The organism is Nocardia sp. NPDC059154 (assembly GCF_042755705.1).
Classification (GTDB): Bacteria; Actinomycetota; Actinomycetes; order Mycobacteriales; family Mycobacteriaceae; genus Nocardia.
Genome location: NZ_JBHZCS010000055.1, coordinates 49,662 through 67,422 on the forward strand (window position 1 = coordinate 49,662; position 17,761 = coordinate 67,422).

The following is a 17,761-nucleotide window of genomic DNA, read 5'->3' on the forward strand; positions in this document are numbered from 1 at the left end:
GGATCGCGTTGCCGAAATCCGAGACCCGCAAACCGAAGTCGAAAGACCGGCCGCGGACCGCGCCGTCGGGAGTCGCGTGGGACAAGCTCATGTCGGAATTGGCGGCAGCGCATCTGCTCACCGGCAGCCCCGGCGAGCGAGCACTCGGACTGGCGATGTCGGCCTGGGTCGGAGCGGGCGACCCGAACCGCGCCGAGGTCGAAATGCGGCAGTGCTGGCACGCCTGCTACATGATCGCGATGCTGCTGCGCGAGGCCGGCATCGCAGCCAACCCGCTGCCCGTCGAGGTCCAAGTCCTGCGCGACGGGCAATGCGTGGAGCGGATCGGCTCCCTCGAGCCACGGCACGAGAACGGCGGGAAGACCTGGAACGGGCATGTCGTGCTCCAGATCCCCGAGCTGGGCGTGGTTTTCGATCCGACCATCGGTCAAGGCCGCTTCGCCGTCACCGACCGGCTGCGTTCACCGGTGCTGATCCGGAATCCGCAACTCGTTCGACGCGCACCGGCCGGATCCCAGTTCCAGGTGCTGCGCCCTCCGCAGCTGAGCCTGGTCTACACCGTCACCCACAGCGGCGAACGGGTCGATCAGAACCCGCTGTACCCACTGCAGAAGCAGGAGATCGACGCCGCCGTACAGCGGTGTCGGCCGTTCTTCCTCGAGGGCGTGAACCGGCTCGAGGGCCTCACCCAGGCGTAGTGCCTCTCGCCCTACCGGCAATCCACCGATGACGATGGATTGCTCTGGGAGACCCGACTCGAAAGAGGGCGCAATGGGGCCGGGACTCCCGGAGAGCCCCGCACAGGCACCCGGGACAATTCGGTTCGCGGAGCTGTCACAGCCTAACCGGGTGGTCGGGGCGTTTGTCGCGAATTGCTTGTCACCGCAAAACATTCACGCTCCGGTAGTGGAATTGCTGTCGCATTGCAACGCTTTCCGCCGTCCCGGGCGAAATCCTCCGGCCTGGCGAGGCCCGCCGCGATCGATCAGGTAGGTGCAGCGGCCGGCGGGCATTCGCACGCGCCGTCGCGCCACCACCGGCGCCACGGGCACGGCACCGGCAGCGCGAGGAAGTCCCCGGAGATCATCCATTGATTGGGCGAGCGGCCCGGGGTCCGGATGACGGGCGGGTCCGCCGCGTCGACGAGGATGATGCGATCGGCATGGCCCGTGTGCGATGGCGGCGGGAGCCAGCTGCGGGATCGCGGTGATCGGGGTCGGAACCGCCGTGGGCAGCGTGCGGGCCCGCGCCGGGGCCATCGTCGTGGTGACGGTGTCCTCCGGCTCGCCGACGCCGCCGAGCCCCGCGACCACCATCTCAGCATCGCACGCCGCCACGACGGGTCTGCGCCGATGGAGTCGTCTCGTTCAGGGGCGGGCGGCGGATGCGTGACCGGCGGGGACCAGCCGCCAAGGGCCGCCGCCTGCGACCTCGATGAGCGCTCCGGTCGGCAGATCGGGATGGCCGAATCGGTCGGGGTCGACGTCGAATCCGACCCCGCCCCGCAGCGGCACCACCGCCCGGGGCCAGAAGATCGTCTGTGGGGTCACCAGGCCGCCGACGCTGCCGATCAGCGGCAGACCACGGTCGACGATGTCGTGGGCCTTGTCGTCGCTGATCTCCCAGATCGAGGTGATGGCGCGGGCGCGCTGCGCCGGGGTGAGCCCGAGGGTGTTGTGGTGGTCGTAGCCGGCGTGCGTGCGGTACAGGCCCCACGGCGCGGCGCGGTGGAAGGCGGGGCTGTTGGCGTCGAGGGGGATGAGGGAGACCCCGAGGTACTCGAAGGGCAGCACCGCCCGATACGGGTGGCGCACCAGCAGCATGTCGAGTTCGGTGGCGTCGATACGGACGTTGCGGTTGGTCGAGTGGTCGTGCAGCAGTCCGGCGCCACACAGGGTGCGAATCCAGCGGGTGTGGGGTTTGAAGCCGGTACGGGCGCGGATCTCGTCGGCGGCTTGCTGGCTGCTCAGCAGCGAAGAGGGCATGACCCGAGGCTACATTCAAAGACATCTATGCATATCTTCAACTTCCCTGCCCAGTTCTCTGACGCAGTTCAGGTCGGCGTCCGATAAGGCGTATTAACGGAAGGGAAACGCACCAAATGCCACGTCATAGCGAAGATTTGGGATAGGATTCCGCTGGTGATGTGGCCGGACCGTCAAAGCCCGGCGCGTGACTGCACGATACGAGCTCACACGCACCGCAGCCGGTCCGCCACGTGACGGGCCGGCTCCGCATGCAGAGAACTTCGAGGGGGAACCGTATGAACGCCACCGGTGAGGCCGCGCCGCATCTGGACCGCCCGGACCTGCGCGTCCTGGACGTCACCTGGGACGCGGGCATCGTCCGCCTGCGGGTGAACAAAGAACTGGTGCTGACCCTGTCGCCGGAGGCGGTGGCCTGGCTCACGGTCCAGGCACGCGTCTGCCTGCACGCCGCGCTCCTTGAGAAGGACCCCACGGCCACCGCCGGGGGATTCGTCCGCGAACTGCTGACCGGCGATCCTCGCCCGCTCACCGAGGACGAGTACCGGGCACTCACCGGCGCCAGCCCCCGACGTGGCGGACGGCTCTCCCGGAGTCGGCGGGCCGCGGGCAGGGGATCACTCGTGAGAACCGACGACGAGGTGGGCGAACTGGCCCGGCTGGCATTCCGCACGGCCGGGCAGGTGCGGATGCTGGCCGAGCGGATGGCCGCGCTGGACTTCAAGGCCGACGGCTACGAACAGGCTGATCTCGCCCCCTTCGCCGACACGATTCAGGGCATGGCGCTGCGCGCCGCAATGAGCATGGACGACGGCGACGCCCTGCTGCTCGAACTGACCGGCCGCCGGGTGCGCCGACTCGACACCGACGGCCCCACTACCTGACCACCGGCCCCGATCTGGGAAGGACTACCGTGCCCACGCCCGACGATGCAGCCCCGCAGGTACCTGACACGGCACTCGAATCACTGTCCGAGATCGGCGATCGTGTCACCGCACTGCTGACCCGCGCCGCGCGAATGCGACGTCCTACCCACCCGCGCGCCGCCGTCGGCACCAGCGACCCCGCCTCCGTCTCCACCGCGACCGTGCCGGTCGACTTCGCCGGATTCCTGGTGCCGATCCTGGCCTCGGTCGCGGCCAACCGCGGCGGGATCGCCGCCCTGCTGGCCGGGCGGCCCGACAGCTGGGAAGCCGAGAGGCTGCACGCTGCGCTGGAATCGCTGCTGGCCAGCGCGGGCTGCTGCGAGGAGCCCGAACAGCTCGCGCGCTTCCGCACCGAGCCGATCATGCTCGAGGTGCCGATCGAAACCATCCTGCTCGACGCGGCCGAGGCCGTGCCGGACCCGGACCGGCCCGGCCACACCCGGTGGCAGCCGCTGCTGGCGCCCGGGCAGGGCTACGATGACCAGCTCAACGAGCTCGAACTCGCCCGCGGCGACGCGATCGTCGCCCTGGAGAACCGCCACGTCGACGAGGATTACAGTCTGTGGTCGGCCGAAGCCGACAAGCTCGAAGCCGACTTCGAGGCCCGCTGCACCGACCTGCACCGCCGCTGGCAGGCCCGCTACACCCGCTACCTGGATGCCTTCGCCGCTCACGCCCGAGCCCACGCCGTCGAACGGTTCCTGGACCAAGTGCCGATCGAGGTCCGGGGCGAGACCGATCCGGAAAGGTCGTGGGACGCCTCCCGCGCCGTGAGCGACATCGGGGAGACCGACCCGCTGGCCACGCAACTCTACGAGCACGCGGTGCTGCACACCCCGGTCACCCTGCTGCTCACCGATGCGCCCGAGAGCGAAGCCCCGTGACCCGGTCCGCTAGCTCTGCACGCCCCGGCCGTCGACGCAGCGGCACACCACCGTTGCGGGTGGTGGCCGACGCCCTCGAACCCGAGGACGACGAGCTCGACGCCCGGGTGGCCGCCTACACCGCGGCCGCCGACGCCGACAACACCGTGCGCACCTACACCTGGGCATGGAACCGATTCGAAAACTGGTGTGAGACAACCGGACACACCGCACTGCCCGCGAGCGTGCGCACCATCAACCGGTACATGGTCAGCGCTGCCGACGACCCGGACAAGCCGGTCAGCCGCAGTACCCTCGAGGTGTTGCGCGCCGCGATCGCCTGGAAACACGCAGGGGCAGGTCTGGCCGATCCCACCGCCGACCCCCGCGCGCGGAAGACCCGCCGCGGCATCCGCAAGGCCAAGGTCGAGGCCGGGGAAACCGACAACCGCGCCCCGGCCGCCGTGGCCGCCGATGTCAGAGCCATGGTGGACACCGCCCGCATGCAGGCCACCACCTGGCGTCGGCAGGTCGCCGCGCGTCGCGACATCGCGCTGATCCTGCTCACCTACGACTTCGGCCGCCGCCGCAGCGAAGCCGTCGGCCTCAAGATCGGCGATCTGGATATCGTCACCGACAACGCCGAACAGGAGCCACGACTGCGAATCCGACTGCGCGGTGGCAAGACCCACCAGGACAGCACCCGCTACAAGTACCGGCCGCGCGGATCGGGCGACGGGCACACCTGCCCCTGGTGCGCGCTCGCCCGCTGGATCGAGGTCCTCAACGCCGCCGACGACGCCGCCGTTGCCGCGCGCGGTCAGGGCCAGGACGCGGTCACCGACGCCGTCTCGATCGCCGTGCAGCGCTTGCTGCGCCGCGACACCAGCGACCCGGGCCAACACTGCTGCACCGACGGGAACTGGCTCACCGGCCGGGCCCTTGCGTTCCTGTTCCGGCCGGTGAGCAACGGCGGAGTTCCCCACGGCCCCGACTCCGCGTTGTCCGGCCGCTCGGTCGGCACCATCGTCAACGCCCGCGCCCTCGCCGCCGGCATCGGACCCCGCCGCGGGCACTCCTTGCGAGGAGGGGTTGCCACGCAGATGTTCGACGACGGTGCCCGCGTCGAGGACGTAATGGCGCTGCTCGACCATGCCCTCGCCGAGACCTCCCTGCGCTATGACCGCAACCGCGAACAGCGCAGCGCCCAAGTGAACACCGGACTATGACCGAACCCCTTGCGCCGACACGGATTCCGGGCCTCCGGGGTGAGCAGGCCCGGGAATGGCGACAGTTCGTGTGCTGGGCGGCGGCCGCGGAGCTGCCCGCCCTGCCCGCCACGGCCGACACCGTGCTCGCCTACCTGGGCGAAAACCCCGGCACTGCGGCAACTCAGCGCGGCCGCGTCAGCGCCCTCAACGCCGCCCACAAGGTCAAGAAGATGCCGATTCCCGGTGCCGCCGAAGCCATTCGGCGCGCCCTGAATCCCGGCCGCGCGCAGCGACTGGCGAGTCTGCGCGCGCACGCGGACACGATCATCGCGCGCCTGCCGGTCACCGGCTGGCCCGACGCCCTGACCGGCCGCCGCGACGCGGTCATCCTGCTCTTGGCCACCGAAGGGCTGTCCTGGCACCAGATCTCGGCTCTGACCCAGGCCGAGATCACCCTCACCGAGCAGGCCGTCACCGTGGGCGCGCAACCGCTGCTGGTCCTGCCCGCCACCGACACCGCCGCCAGCCCCGTGCGGGTGTTCTCCCGCTGGGCTACCATCGTCACCCACGCCCCGGCCGCCACCGGCCACATCCGCCTCGAACAACTCCTCACCGTCACCGACCCCAGCGCGGCCGCCGTCGACACCGACGACGGAGATGCGGAAGTGTATGTGCCGCAGCAGTTCCCCGCCCGATACGCGGTGCAACCGGTGTTGTGCGGGTTCGATGCGCGCGGCATGGCGCACGGCTACATCGACGAACTTGAGCCGTTGCGGCCCGCCGACGTCGCCGATATCGCCACCGCCCACCTGCTGGCCCCGCCCGAGCCGGGCGCAGGCCCGGACCTCGATTCCGACTGGTTCGAGCGCGGGATCGCCGCCCGCTGGCGGATGAAGGCGGTCAATGACGAGCTCGACGACCTGCTCGACCGCGTCGATGCCATCGCCGCTCGGTATGGCATCAGCTAGGGCGACATCGTGTGCCAGTCGGTGCCGAGCACAGAAAAGCCCCGGCCTACCTGGGCAGGCCGGGGTTTCCGGATGCGCCGCACGGACGCCGACCTGTAAGCGGTTCCACTGCAACAGGATTCATCGCCAACTTTCAGCCGGATGACCGTGGCTTGGCTATGTCGACATCATGGCACCGTGGCGCAGCCAAATGTGACCGAACGCTATGACTTGCAGGGGAAGTGGAACTCGTTGAGTGGTGGTCCGTCGATCCCAGTCGGCGGAGTGAACCCCGGTGGCCATCGTCCCGTTGGAATCGGCCTGCAGAGTCGAATCCGCCTGCAGGCGTTCCGCGATCACCTCGCGGTAGTGACGGATGAGCAGATCGTTGACGGCCGTCCAGGACCGGTCGCGCACACTACGCACCGCGGTCTGCGCGGTCTGCTGGGGGTCGGAGATGAAGCGAGCCGTGTCCAAATGATCCGCCGAATACGAACCGTCGGTGTCTTCTGCGTAGAAGACAGCCTCGCTCAGGTCCGTGCCCTGGAAACAGGTGTCCGTCAGGTCCGTCAGGATGCGTGCGCCGATCATCCTCGACTTGGCGAAATTGGTGCCGCGAAGAACGGCGTTGTCCAGCTCGGCCTTGTCGAGTGTGGTGTCGTAGAAGGGGACGTTGCTCAGGTCGACACCTTGGAAGTCGGCTCCTGTGAGGTCTGCGTTCTGGAACAGGACACCTGAGGGCGGGTCTCCCGCTGCCCGGGAGTAGCGAGTGTCGTAGAAGTACGCGTTGTGCAGATTTGAATTGCCGAACGAGATGTCTTTTAGATAGGCGCCCTTGAGGTTGACGGCAGCCAAGCACACGCCCGTGAGGAAGGCGGGATCGCTCAGTTCGTAGGGTCGTCGCCCGATCACCGTGATCGCGGCCGGCACGTCCTCGGCGATCGAACTCTTCTTTACACATTCGCCTGGCGCACCGAGCGGGGCTTGGGTCCGGACGAAGGTCGCGAGAACTGCGACGATCGGGGTTCGCAGCTCGGGGGTGTCGATGGCGAGCTGTTCGAGGGAGTAGATGCCGCCGACATGGGCGTATATGCCTGAAGCGTTCAACGCCGCGACCGCCTTGTTGAATTGGTCGGTGAGAGCGACCCGGCGTGTGGCCTCGTTCTGGACGGTGGTCGCCTGCAGCGAACGGTTGGTGAAGAAGAGGCCCGCCAGGACACCGACCGCGGTGACGATCGCGCCTAGTTTGAGCCAGCCGTCCCAGGTCGCGGCCTTGCCGACGCCGCCGCCGATGCGGCTGAGTCGACTCCGTTCAGGCTCGGGTCCGGGTTCGGGTTCGGGCTCAGGTAGTGGCGTCTGCTAGGCGTCGATGAGGCGACGCAACCGTCCCCGAGGTGTAGGCATGCTCACCGCCTCATGATCGCAGCGAACCCGTTGCAGCGCAGACAGTTCCAACCGCGGCCCCGGCGACCGCTGGCAGGCGTCAATTCTCCAACGGGACCGTGACCGCCGCACCTGGACCGCCGGCAGTGACCGTGACAGCGCCGGTCGATCCCCGACCCCGACCTGCCCTCCCGCTACTGCGACAGCACCACCGGTCTGTCCGAACCCTTATGGCGGCGTAGCGGATTCGACACCGTCGCCGAAACGATCCCGCTACGGCATCGAATGATCCGTCATACCGAACGGCTGCGCCGGTGGGCCGGCTCGGTCAGGATGCCGGGATGACGTTGCAACAGAAGATTTCGGCGGCCACCGTCGCCGCCAGCGGATGGGCGGCGGGCGTGGCCGCCTTCTACGGTGAGTGGATGCTCGCCGCCCTGTGCGTGGCCATGGCGGTCATGGGAGTTCTCGAATACCACGGCTACCTCGGCGAACTGGAACTCCGTAGCTGGCTGGCCCGGTGGAATCGCGACACCTCCGAGGATGCCCCCGATGACCGCCGGCCGGCTGGGTAGTTCTACGGATTGGCCGGGAGCCGTGAAGCGACGATGCTCGTATGCCTGACAACGACATCCGCCCCTGTTCCGAGCTCGCTAAACGCGCCAGCGAATCCCTGCGCGGGACAGGGGGATCACGAGCCCAATGCCGTGCATCGCGCTGTTGCTGTAGCCGGATAGCGCGCCAAGAACTAGCCGGCGTGAATCCGGGGGAGCCGAGAACACGCACACTTCGGCTCCTGACCGATCAGCCCATCGCCAGCTCGCTCCCAGACGCTGGCAGCCGTCTCCGAAACCGGTCTTGAGAGCCACAGCCGACTGTCTCGGATGGTCATGGGCGACATGGGATATCGACTACGGGGCGGCGCAATTACGAGATTGTTGACTCGCTGCTGATGAGGATCTTGGCAATACGGGCGATTCCTTCGGTGAGGTCTGTTTCGTCGAGTGCGTAACTCAGACGAAGGTGTCCTGGCGCGCCGAATGCCTCCCCCGGAACGGTGGCGACATGTGTTTCGGTGAGAAGAGCGCTGGCTAGGTCGAGGCTGGTCAACATTTGACGACTCCCGATCCGCCGTCCCAGGTAGGCGTGGATGGAGGCGAAGACGTAGAACGCTCCGCCTGGCTCAGGGCAGTTGAGGTTCGGGATGGCGTTGAGTTTATCGAGCATGGTTCGGCGTCGGCGTTGGAGTGACTGGCGGATTTCGCTCAGCCAGGTGTGCTGGTTGTGCTGGAGGACTGCGAGGGCGGCCGCCTGTGCGATGTTCGATGGGTGGCCTGTGGTGTGTGATTGTAGTGCTGCGATCGAATTGATCAGTGGGGTAGGGCCGGTGAGCCAGCCGATGCGCCAGCCCGTCATGGCAAAGGCTTTGCCGACGCCGCCCACGCGCAGGCAGCGATCTCGTAGCTGGGGCGCCAAGTCGACGATGGAATGAAATGTATGTGGAGGAAAGACAAGCTGGTCATAGATTTCGTCAGTGAGCACGAGAAGCTCGCGGCTTGCGGCCCACTCGCCGATCGCGCGTATCTCGTCGGGGGAGTAGACAGCACCGGTCGGATTCCCAGGTGAGACGAACACGAGCATTTTCGTTCGCTTGGTCGTGGCCTGTTCGAGCATGTCGACGTCGACTTTGAATCCTTTTTCAGGGCCTGCGAGGATCTCGACCGGTCGGCCGCCGGCTAGCTGGATCATCGGGGGGTAGCTGGTCCAGTAGGGAGCCGGCAGTAGTACCTCGTCTCCCGGGTCGGTGAGGGCGAAGATCGCATGGAACACGGCCTGCTTGGTTCCGTTGGTGATCAGAACGTTGTCGGCGCTGATGGTTCCGTTCGCCGGCGCCAGTTGTGCGGCAACTGCCCGTCGTAGCTCCGGTAGTCCGGCTGCAGGACCGTAGTGGTGCATCTGCTCGTTTTGTGCCGCCGCGATTGCGGCAGCGACAGCTTGTGGGGGCGAGCCGACGTCGAGTTCTCCTGCGGCGAAGTTTATTACGCGATGCCCGGCTGCACGGAGCTCCTTTGCCTTGGCTGTGATGCTGCTGGTGGCGGAGTCGCTGAGGCCTTGTACCCGGGTGGCGAGGGCATTCACGGCTGGGGTATCCCGTCGACCAGCTCGACCAGGTCGGCAATGGAGTCCAGAAGGTGGGTATGGGGAGCTTGGGTCAACGTTTCACGGTCATGTGCACCGGTCAGCACGCCTGCTACGACCGAGGCGCCGGCCCTGGTTCCGCAGAGAAGGTCGTTGACGGTGTCGCCCACGACGGCCACTGTTTGGACGGCCTCGGCCTCGAGTCGTAGGACTGCGGTCAGCACGGTGTCGGGGTAGGGGCGGCCGCGTCCGACATCTTCGGGTGAGAGAACCAGGTCCACCAGTTCTGTCCAGCCGAGATGGTCGAGTAGCGCATTGCGCGTGACTGTCGAGAAGCCTGTAGTCAGAGCGACTTTCACATTGCGGTTCCGCAGGGCCAGGATGGTTTCGGCCGCGCCGTCGATGGGCTCGACGTGTCCGGATCTGATCAATTGTTCGAGTTCGATATCGAATTGTGCGTGGGCCTGGCGGGCGAGCTGGGCGTCGCCGAGCATCGTTTCGAACATGGTGATCTTCGCGGTGCCACGCATTTGGCGGAAGGTGTCTTCGAACTGCGCGGGGCGGCGGCCCCCGGTCACGGCGTCGATTGCGGCGAGAACTGCTGTGCGGACCGATCCGCGTTCGTTGATTGTCGTACCGGCCATGTCGAGGACAGCGAGCCCAATCGTGTTGCTGGTGCTGGCTTCGGTTGTGGTCATTGGGAACCTCACAGACTGTGTTCTGCGGTGACGTCTGCCATGACGTCCAGGGAATCGCGGGAACGTTTGGGGCGGCTGACGGCGATGCCGACAAACAGCGCGTCGAGCACGGCCAGGTGTGCGAGGCGGCTCGTCATCGCTTCCTGCCGGAAGCCGAGTTCGGGGCCACCGGCAACCAGAACGTGGTGGGTGTGGGCGGACAGCGGTGAGCGCAGGTGGCTGGTTACAGCTATGACCTGAGCGCCACCGTTGTGGGCTGCCTCGACGGCGACCAGGGTTTCCTTGGTCGCGCCGGTATGGCTGACCGCGACGACCGCGTCGCGATTGTCCAGCGATCGGGCGATCAGATGTTGCCCGAAGCTGTCGGAGGGAGCGTGTACCAACAGGCCCAGTGTCGTAAGCCGGTAGGCGCAGTCCCGCGCCGGCGCTGCTGAGGTGCCGTTGCCGACCACCAGGACGCGGCGTGCGGCGGACAGGGCGTCCAGTGCTCCTTGGTAGGCGTCCAAGTCGAGCATGTGGATGGCGTCTTGAAGGACCGCCGCACTGTTGCGCAGCACTCGGCGTGGAATTTCGGTCCGTGGGGTGTTCGGGCCGATTCCTTCCGCGCGTTCGAGTTCGTCACCGCCGTGGTTTTGAGTGGCCAAGTCGCTGGCCAGTGCCAGCTTCAGGTCGTGAAACCCCTTGAAACCGAGTCCCTGGCATGCGCGAATCACCGACGACTCCGAGGTGCCCGCCCGGTCTGCCACCTCCGATACCGAGGATGTGAGTACCCACGAGGGAGCCTCGACGATCAGATTGGCGATCTTGAGTGCGCTGGGCACCAGCTGGGCGCGTCCGGCCTGTACACGCGCGGCGACTTCCCCGCTATGCAGCTGTGTCCGGTTGGCATTGGCGTTCGTCTTCGCTGTCACTCGACAGACAATACTTCGCGTCACGCAGGTTGTGGAGGAAATTTCCTTCAATCGTCTACATGTACGGAATGTTATTCCGCCGTTCATCGGGCAGATGCTCCGTCAACACCCGCTCTCCTTAGCGTTCTGGCCCATGAGGAGACCGAGATGGCTGCGGCGTGAGGATGTGCTCGGCTGGGCGCTGATCAGCCCGGCAATGGGGCTTATGGGAGTGTTCGTACTCGTGCCCGTGATGCTGGTGCTGGCGTTGGGGATGTTCGACTACGACCCGTTCGACCAGGCCTTCCGGTTCGTCGGGATGCGCAATTTTCATCGTGTGCTACCTAGCCACGAGCTCGCGCAGGCCACGGTGAACACCGTCGTGTACACCGCGATCACGGTGCCGGTGACAGTGGGTGGTGGTCTCATGATTGCCCTGTTGATCCATGGCCTTTCCCGCGGTGCCGGCTTCTGGCGCAGCGCGTACTTCCTTCCGGTTGCCGCGACCCTGACCGCGATGTCGGTGGTGTGGCGGTTGCTGTTCTACCCCGACAGCGGTCCTATCGATGCCACCGTGGGGCAAGCGTTGGGGATCCGGAACTGGCTGGACTCGACAACGCTCGCGCTACCGGCAGTCGCGGTCGTGGGCAGCTGGGCGGGGCTGGGCAGCGCGGTCATTCTTTTTCTCGCGGGACTCTCTGCGGTGCCCACGCATCTGCACGAGGTCGCCGCCCTCGACGGGGCGGGGCCCTGGCATCGATTCTGGACGGTCACCTGGCCCGCGCTCGGCCCCTCCACTGTGTTCACGCTCGTCCTCACGATGCGTGATGCGCTGCGGGTATTCGACCAGGTACGGGTGATGACCGACGGGGGCCCGCTCAACAGTTCCCAGACCTTGTCCGTGCTGCTGTGGCGGCGCGGCATCAAATTCCTCGACATCGGCGGAAGCTCGGTCGTGAACCTGGTCCTGCTCGGAATCCTTCTCGCGACAACGCTGCTGCAGGTGCGGACATTCGGGCGTCGTTGGGAATCGGCGGGTGCCAGATGAGTACCCGACACCGCCTGCTGATGGGACAGCTCGCTCGCCATCTCCTACTCGCGGCAGGCGCCGCGGTGATGCTGCTTCCCTTCGCGATCATGGTGCAGACCGCGTTTACCGCGACAGGCGCCTCGTTCCACACCGGATTCTCCCATTTCACACTCGCGAACTTCACCACGGTGTGGGCCCAGCAGCCCTGGATGCGCTTCTATGTCAACACCGCCGTGATGACTGCGCTGATCTATCTGGCGCAGGTAGTGATCGGGCTTCCAGCCGGTTACGCCCTGGCACGTAAAGAGTTCGTCGGCAAGAGAATGGCGACACTGCTGGTGATGGCCTGCCTGGTGGTTCCCGAACAGGTCATCGCCCTGCCCAATTACGTGGTGCTCTCTCGACTGGGTTGGACCGACAGCCTGGCCGCGTTGGTAGTGCCATTCGCAGGCTCGGCATTCGCGGTGTTCTTGTTCCGCCAGTTCATGCTGACCATTCCCCAAACACTGTTCGACGCGGCTCGGCTCGACGGGGTCGGCCAGATTGGGTTGGTGTGGCGGGTCGCGTTGCCGAACGCGCGTCCCGCCCTGGTCGCCCTCGGTGTGTTCAGCGTGGTCTCCCACTGGAACGACCTGTTCTGGCCATCGGTCATGCTGCAGTCCGATCGCGCGGCGACGGTGCCCTACGGGGTTGCCACCTACGCCACTACCGAGGCCTTCACCAACTACGGCGTGCAGATGGCCGCAGCCACTCTTGCCGTTCTGCCCCTGCTGCTGGTGTTTCTGGCCACCCAGCGGCACGTCGTCCGTGGCATCGCCCTCGGAATCAACCACGACTGACCTGCACGAGGAGTTTCATCATGTCTGTCCGGCTGTCTCGCCGCACCGCCCTGCTCATGGGAGCGGGCCTGCTCGCCACCGCATGCGGAGCCCGCACGCCAACGGCCCCCGCCATCGGGCGAGCGCCGAGTCCCGCATCCCCCACTGATATCGAACTTGCGTTCATGAACTTCGATCCCTACGTCAAGTCCCTTCCGAAGACGCTGAACGCGGACTTCACCCGCCGCACCGGGATCACCGTCAAGCTCAACAACGTCGGCGAAGCCAGCTACGAGGCCGTAGACCAGCGAGTACAAGCAGGACTCGCCGCGGGCAACCCACCCGATCTCGCGCTGATCGGCCTCAACTCCGTGCGCACCTACGCCGACGCGCATCTCGCGGCACCACTGGACCCGTACCTGTCGAACGGCGGAGCTGCATTCTCTTCCGCCGACTTCTACCCCTCCTTCCTCGAACTCGGCAAACGAGACGGCAAGACTTGGGCGGTGCCCTACGGCGTCTCGGTGATGCTGCTGTATTTCAATGCCGACATCTTCCGCAAGGCCGGGCTCGACCCCGACCACCCGCCGACCACACTGTCTCAATTGAAAACTGCAGCGGCGCAAATCGTCTCCTCCGGCGCTGCACGGTACGGGGTCAACCTCTCCGCTGACGGTTCCGGGCTGTGGGGCTACCAAAATCTCATCCTGTCCGCCGGCGGCAGCCTGATGGATCCCCAGGAGACGCACCTCACGCTCACCGACGCCAAGGCCAGCAGCATCCTCCAGTATTGGTCCGACGTAGCGAAGTCGGGACTGGGCCAGCCACTCGACCGCAAAACCGAGCAAGACGCGTTTCTACGCGGCGATCTCGCGATGTTCTTCCAGGCAAGCTCCTCCATCGCGGGCCTGACATCGGCCAAGCCAGGCTTCCCGATCGGCTGCGCACCCTTCCCCATCCCGGACGGCGGCACCAGGAAGGCAGCTGCCGCCGGCGGCGGCCTGGTGGTTCTCAGCAGAAATCCCGACAAGCAAGCTGCGGCATGGGCAGTGATTGCCGAACTCACCAATCCCACCAGCGCGACCAACCTGACCCTGGCCAGTGGCTACCTCACTCCCAACCGAGTCGCTGCAGAGAGCGAGCAGTACCTGGCTCCGTTCTACCGACAAAATCCCGCCATGACGGCCGCACTGTCCGAAGTGATCGATGTGGTGCCTTGGTACCAGTTTCCGGGGCGACACGCGCCGGAAATCATGAGCCTGGTCAGCGACGAATTCTTAGCGGCACGCCGGGGGACGAAAACCGTTTCTCAAGCCCTCACAGACGCCACCCATCGAGCCGAGGACTTGCTGCCATGACCGTCACCACAGTCGCGCCCGCTGTAACGACCGCCACCGACCGCCCAACCCATGTCCGGTGCAACGCGATCACCAAAGCCTTCTCCAACGACACCTTCGCCCTACGGGGTATCGATCTGCACTGTCCGGCCGGCGCCATCACCGTCCTGCTCGGACCCTCAGGATGCGGCAAAACCACCTTGCTGCGCTGCATCGCCGGCCTGGAAACTCCTTCCGACGGCAACATCCACCTCGGGCATCGCGACGTCACACACCTCGACCCCCGCGCCCGCGGCGTCGCGATGGTTTTCCAAAACTATGGCCTGTACCCCAACAAAAACGCCTACGGCAACATCGAGTACCCCCTGCGCCGAGCCCGTGTGCCGAAAAAGCAACGGCAGGCCCGCATCGAACACGTCGCGAACATGCTGAGGATCACCCACCTCCTCGACCGCAAACCCGCCCAACTCTCAGGAGGCCAGCGGCAACGGGTCGGAATCGGCCGAGCACTCGTGCGTGAGCCCGCGGTCCTGCTCATGGACGAGCCCCTGTCCAGTTTGGATGCCGAGCTCAGGGTGAGCATGCGCACCGAACTACGAGCCTTGCAGCGAAAACTGGGCACCACCATGGTGTACGTGACTCACGACCAAGCCGAGGCACTCGCTCTGGCAGACCAGCTCGTCGTGCTCCGCGACGGCCACATCGAACAAATCGGCGAGCCTGCAGAGGTCTTCACCTCGCCTTCGACCACCTTCGTCGCAGGGTTTCTCGGCGCCATGAACTTGCTCGAAGCGCAACCGCTGAACTTACCTCCCGGCACTGTGGGCATCCGTCCCGAAGACCTCATCCGAGGGACGTCGCCGGGTGACCTCACTCTGTCGGGCCCGGTCGTCGACACAGACTTGACCGGCACCGAGCGCCTCGTTCACTTCCGCTGTGGACAGCAGACAGCACGGATACGGATCCGCGCCGACGAACCGGTCCCCACCGAGATCACCGCGCACGTCCGCGCCGACCGAATCCATCACTTCGACACCGACGGTAACCGAATCGGAGAACGATAATGACGGCACTCACCCCATGGGAGAAACTCAGCTCCGCACAGGTCTCGGACGCGATGAACCGATTCCAAGTCATCGACCCCAGCCTGCGGCCCGTATCCGGTACCAAGCTGCTCGGCCGAGCATGGACCGCCCGCACCATGGCAGCCGAAAACTCCACCGTCACCAAGGCAATCGAAACAGCTCCGCCCGGCAGCGTCCTGGTCGTCGACGCCGGAGGCTACGCCGGCCGCGCAATCTGGGGTTCGATCAACACAGCAAAGGCGATCGCACGCGGCCTTACCGGCTGCGTACTCGACGGCGCCGTCCGAGACATCGAAGCCATCCGCCAATTCGGATTCCCCCTGTTCGCCCGGGGACTGAGCGCCGCAGGCCCTAACAAAGGCTGGGACGGTGACGTCGGCGGCACCATCAGCTGCGGCGGGGTCACCGTCCACGCAGGCGATCTCGTACTCGCCGACCTCGACGGAATTGTCGTCGTCCCACAGGAGCTGGAAGACGACGTGCTTGTGGCAGCGACGCAGCTCCATACCGAAGACCACCGAAAACTCGCTCAGGCGCTCGGCCGAACCAACTAAACAGCAAGGAGAAATCAACCGTGACAACACCCCTGGCCATCCACAACCCTTCCTCCGGCATCGATCGACTGACCGCCCTCGACCTTCCTTCGACTCTGCACCACCATATTTCGTGGCTCGACAAGGCCTTCCCCGCCGCAGACTTTCCGTCACCCGAGCACCAAGACCGCGCCCGACGGGCACTCGAAGAGCGGGTCGATGGACTTGCTTCGCTGCTCTCTCGAGCCACCACCGCCATCCACGACGACCACGCCGTCGTGCTGAGAGGGCTGCCAGCCAAATCAACCGCCATGGTCGTCGCGATCACCTCGGCCGTCGGCCCGGTCGTGCCCTCACGCCCCGACCGCCCGTTGATCGACGACATCAGACCTACACCTGGAGAGGAAGACAAACAATCCACCCGCCTCGGTGATCGCCGCGTAGCCCTAACCCCCCACACAGACAACTCGACCATGTCGACGCCCCCGGCTGTCCTCGCGCTCGCCTTCGTGCGCAACGACGATCCCGACAGCGGCGGAGAATCCACCCTCACCCACATCGACGACGTCGCCGCAGCCCTCGACACCACCGACGTCGAATTGCTCTGCGAGCCACGCTATCCCAGCCTGAACGTGCCTACCGATGCAGGCCGCACGCCGACGCTGACCAGCGTACTCACACGCCACAACGACGGTCGCCTCACAGCGCGCTACCGCGACGAAGCCCTCGACGCCGGAATCGCATCCAGCCACGCCCCCGACAGCCCCAGCAACGCCCACCTCGATGCTCTGCGCAGGTTCACAAGCACCGTGCGCGACCCCGCCAGACAAACCCGAGTACGTCTGGAAAGCGGCGACCTGCTGATCATCGACAACACCCGATTTCTCCACGGACGCACCGAAATAAGCCCCCACGCCCGCCGACACCTCAAACGGCTCTACACCCAACTCTCAGACAATTCTCGTACCTCGAAATAAAAAGGATCGTCCGCTCGAAAGTCGAGACACTTCGCCGCTCCGTCACTCGTATTCCGGCCCCGCGGAGTTGTCGAGACCGAAGTTCCCGGTCCAGCGGTGTGGTCCCCGAAGTGCCACGAATCGACGAGCGAAAATTGAGTGTACTGTTCGAGGGGCCGCAACCAGAACGGTAGCAGCACACAACTGCTGACTGCATCAACACGGCGGATCTCAGCGATATGCGCCGAGATCCGTCGGTAGCCAGCCGATTCGCGATCAATGACACACGATCTCACCCACATCGGTCAAGCCTTGCTCGTTGGCGCACGCTCTGCGGCTCGACCGAGGAGATGGTGTCAGGCGACACATCGCGGGCTACCGGCGCGATCCCGGTGAGGAAAACGGGACCGCGTCCCGTCCGGACACGACTCGCGTCCATCTCGCGGCATCTTATTTCTCGTAGCCAACTGCTCGGGCTTCCCCGTCTCACGGCAGTGCCAAGAACGGTCTTGGCCACTGGCTGAGCAAACCCGCCGCCCGATCAAGAAGCAAAAGAGACGCCTGGGTTAACCCGCCTCTGATGCACGCTGAAACAACAAAGAACCAATAGTTTCATTTTAGTATTCTACCCAAAGACCAAATATTTCCGACTGGAATGCTCGAGAAAGACAATAAGATGAGGAATTCTCTTGTTTGTGCGGCGGTAGTCGCCGCGACACTGCTGCCTGCTGGAACGGCCGCCGCGGCTCCCGAGCCTGACGATATGCCCGTGCATTACAAGGCCACCACGACGCCGACAGCGACCGCCATCGTCACCGACAGCGGGTCATTCGCCGCCGACAACGGTGTCTTCACGATCAAGGCAGCGGATGGGACGGTGCTTGCCGGCACGGAGTTGTCGTTCCGTGTCGATGATTTCGTGTTCCCGATCGCCGCGGATATCCATGATCGGACCGCGAC

At 65.8% G+C, this 17,761-nt stretch carries 18 protein-coding genes and 1 pseudogene; 14 read left to right on the forward strand and 5 right to left on the reverse strand.

Features of this window, described 5'->3' with window-relative positions; genetic code table 11:
- The first annotated feature begins 8 nt into the window (after nt 1-8).
- Nucleotides 9-698, forward strand: coding sequence for a hypothetical protein (locus tag ACFXN1_RS36360; RefSeq protein ID WP_379445154.1), 690 nt, complete (start codon nt 9-11; stop codon nt 696-698).
- Nucleotides 699-1,176: 478 nt separating this feature from the next.
- Entirely contained in the window at nt 1,177-1,392 is a 216-nt protein-coding gene (locus ACFXN1_RS36365) for a hypothetical protein (protein ID WP_379445155.1), read from the forward strand.
- Here ACFXN1_RS36365 and ACFXN1_RS36370 read toward each other — a convergent pair.
- Complete coding sequence (locus ACFXN1_RS36370; protein WP_379445157.1) at nt 1,368-1,985, reverse strand: hypothetical protein; 618 nt, start codon at nt 1,983-1,985, stop codon at nt 1,368-1,370. The genes ACFXN1_RS36365 and ACFXN1_RS36370 overlap by 25 nt on opposite strands.
- A gap of 278 nt (nt 1,986-2,263) precedes the next feature.
- Between ACFXN1_RS36370 and ACFXN1_RS36375 the strand changes: the two genes are divergently transcribed.
- From ACFXN1_RS36375 to ACFXN1_RS36390, 4 genes are all read left to right on the forward strand, one after another.
- A complete protein-coding gene (locus ACFXN1_RS36375; RefSeq protein WP_379445718.1) occupies nt 2,264-2,869 on the forward strand; it encodes a hypothetical protein in 606 nt (201 codons plus the stop codon).
- A 29-nt stretch (nt 2,870-2,898) separates the two neighbouring features.
- Nucleotides 2,899-3,795, forward strand: coding sequence for a hypothetical protein (locus tag ACFXN1_RS36380; protein WP_379445717.1), 897 nt, complete (start codon nt 2,899-2,901; stop codon nt 3,793-3,795).
- A 62-nt stretch (nt 3,796-3,857) separates the two neighbouring features.
- On the forward strand, nt 3,858-5,003 hold the full coding sequence (locus tag ACFXN1_RS36385; RefSeq protein ID WP_379463795.1) for a hypothetical protein: 1,146 nt from the start codon (nt 3,858-3,860) through the stop codon (nt 5,001-5,003).
- A complete protein-coding gene (locus tag ACFXN1_RS36390) occupies nt 5,000-5,953 on the forward strand; it encodes a hypothetical protein (protein WP_379445715.1) in 954 nt (317 codons plus the stop codon). Before ACFXN1_RS36385 ends, ACFXN1_RS36390 begins: the two co-directional genes overlap by 4 nt.
- Before the next feature lie 156 nt (nt 5,954-6,109).
- Here the strand turns inward: ACFXN1_RS36390 and ACFXN1_RS36395 are convergent, their stop codons facing one another.
- On the reverse strand, nt 6,110-6,862 hold the full coding sequence (locus tag ACFXN1_RS36395; protein ID WP_379445714.1) for a pentapeptide repeat-containing protein: 753 nt from the start codon (nt 6,860-6,862) through the stop codon (nt 6,110-6,112).
- Nucleotides 6,863-7,656: 794 nt separating this feature from the next.
- Here ACFXN1_RS36395 and ACFXN1_RS36400 point away from each other — a divergent pair.
- Nucleotides 7,657-7,890 (forward strand): hypothetical protein, encoded by a 234-nt coding sequence (locus ACFXN1_RS36400; protein WP_379445713.1) that lies wholly within the window; start codon nt 7,657-7,659, stop codon nt 7,888-7,890.
- Between the two features lie 352 nt (nt 7,891-8,242).
- On the opposite strand, the gene ACFXN1_RS36405 is transcribed toward ACFXN1_RS36400, so the two are convergent.
- The 3 genes from ACFXN1_RS36405 to ACFXN1_RS36415 are packed head-to-tail and all read right to left on the reverse strand — an operon-like array spanning nt 8,243 to nt 11,063.
- Nucleotides 8,243-9,454 (reverse strand): pyridoxal phosphate-dependent aminotransferase, encoded by a 1,212-nt coding sequence (locus tag ACFXN1_RS36405; protein ID WP_379445711.1) that lies wholly within the window; start codon nt 9,452-9,454, stop codon nt 8,243-8,245.
- Nucleotides 9,451-10,152 carry an HAD family hydrolase gene (locus tag ACFXN1_RS36410; protein WP_379445710.1) on the reverse strand — a complete coding sequence of 234 codons (702 nt, stop codon included), beginning with the start codon at nt 10,150-10,152 and terminating at the stop codon, nt 9,451-9,453. Before ACFXN1_RS36410 ends, ACFXN1_RS36405 begins: the two co-directional genes overlap by 4 nt.
- A gap of 8 nt (nt 10,153-10,160) precedes the next feature.
- Nucleotides 10,161-11,063 (reverse strand): MurR/RpiR family transcriptional regulator, encoded by a 903-nt coding sequence (locus ACFXN1_RS36415; RefSeq protein WP_379445709.1) that lies wholly within the window; start codon nt 11,061-11,063, stop codon nt 10,161-10,163.
- Nucleotides 11,064-11,229: 166 nt separating this feature from the next.
- On the opposite strand from ACFXN1_RS36415, the gene ACFXN1_RS36420 reads away from it, so the two are divergent.
- The 7 genes and pseudogenes from ACFXN1_RS36420 to ACFXN1_RS36450 all read left to right on the forward strand — a co-directional run.
- Nucleotides 11,230-12,090 (forward strand): carbohydrate ABC transporter permease, encoded by an 861-nt coding sequence (locus ACFXN1_RS36420; RefSeq protein ID WP_379445708.1) that lies wholly within the window; start codon nt 11,230-11,232, stop codon nt 12,088-12,090.
- Nucleotides 12,091-12,179: 89 nt separating this feature from the next.
- On the forward strand, nt 12,180-12,911 hold the full coding sequence (locus ACFXN1_RS36425; RefSeq protein WP_379404112.1) for a carbohydrate ABC transporter permease: 732 nt from the start codon (nt 12,180-12,182) through the stop codon (nt 12,909-12,911).
- Nucleotides 12,912-12,931: 20 nt separating this feature from the next.
- On the forward strand, nt 12,932-14,248 hold the full coding sequence (locus ACFXN1_RS36430) for an ABC transporter substrate-binding protein (protein WP_379445707.1): 1,317 nt from the start codon (nt 12,932-12,934) through the stop codon (nt 14,246-14,248).
- Complete coding sequence (locus ACFXN1_RS36435; RefSeq protein ID WP_379445706.1) at nt 14,245-15,291, forward strand: ABC transporter ATP-binding protein; 1,047 nt, start codon at nt 14,245-14,247, stop codon at nt 15,289-15,291. Before ACFXN1_RS36430 ends, ACFXN1_RS36435 begins: the two co-directional genes overlap by 4 nt.
- The gene (locus tag ACFXN1_RS36440; protein WP_379404109.1) at nt 15,291-15,866 is read left to right on the forward strand and encodes an RraA family protein; all 576 of its coding nucleotides are present in this window, start codon (nt 15,291-15,293) and stop codon (nt 15,864-15,866) included. Before ACFXN1_RS36435 ends, ACFXN1_RS36440 begins: the two co-directional genes overlap by 1 nt.
- Before the next feature lie 20 nt (nt 15,867-15,886).
- Nucleotides 15,887-16,822 (forward strand): TauD/TfdA family dioxygenase, encoded by a 936-nt coding sequence (locus ACFXN1_RS36445; RefSeq protein WP_379445705.1) that lies wholly within the window; start codon nt 15,887-15,889, stop codon nt 16,820-16,822.
- Nucleotides 16,823-17,456: 634 nt separating this feature from the next.
- Nucleotides 17,457-17,761, forward strand: a pseudogene (locus tag ACFXN1_RS36450) (hypothetical protein); the annotation flags it as partial.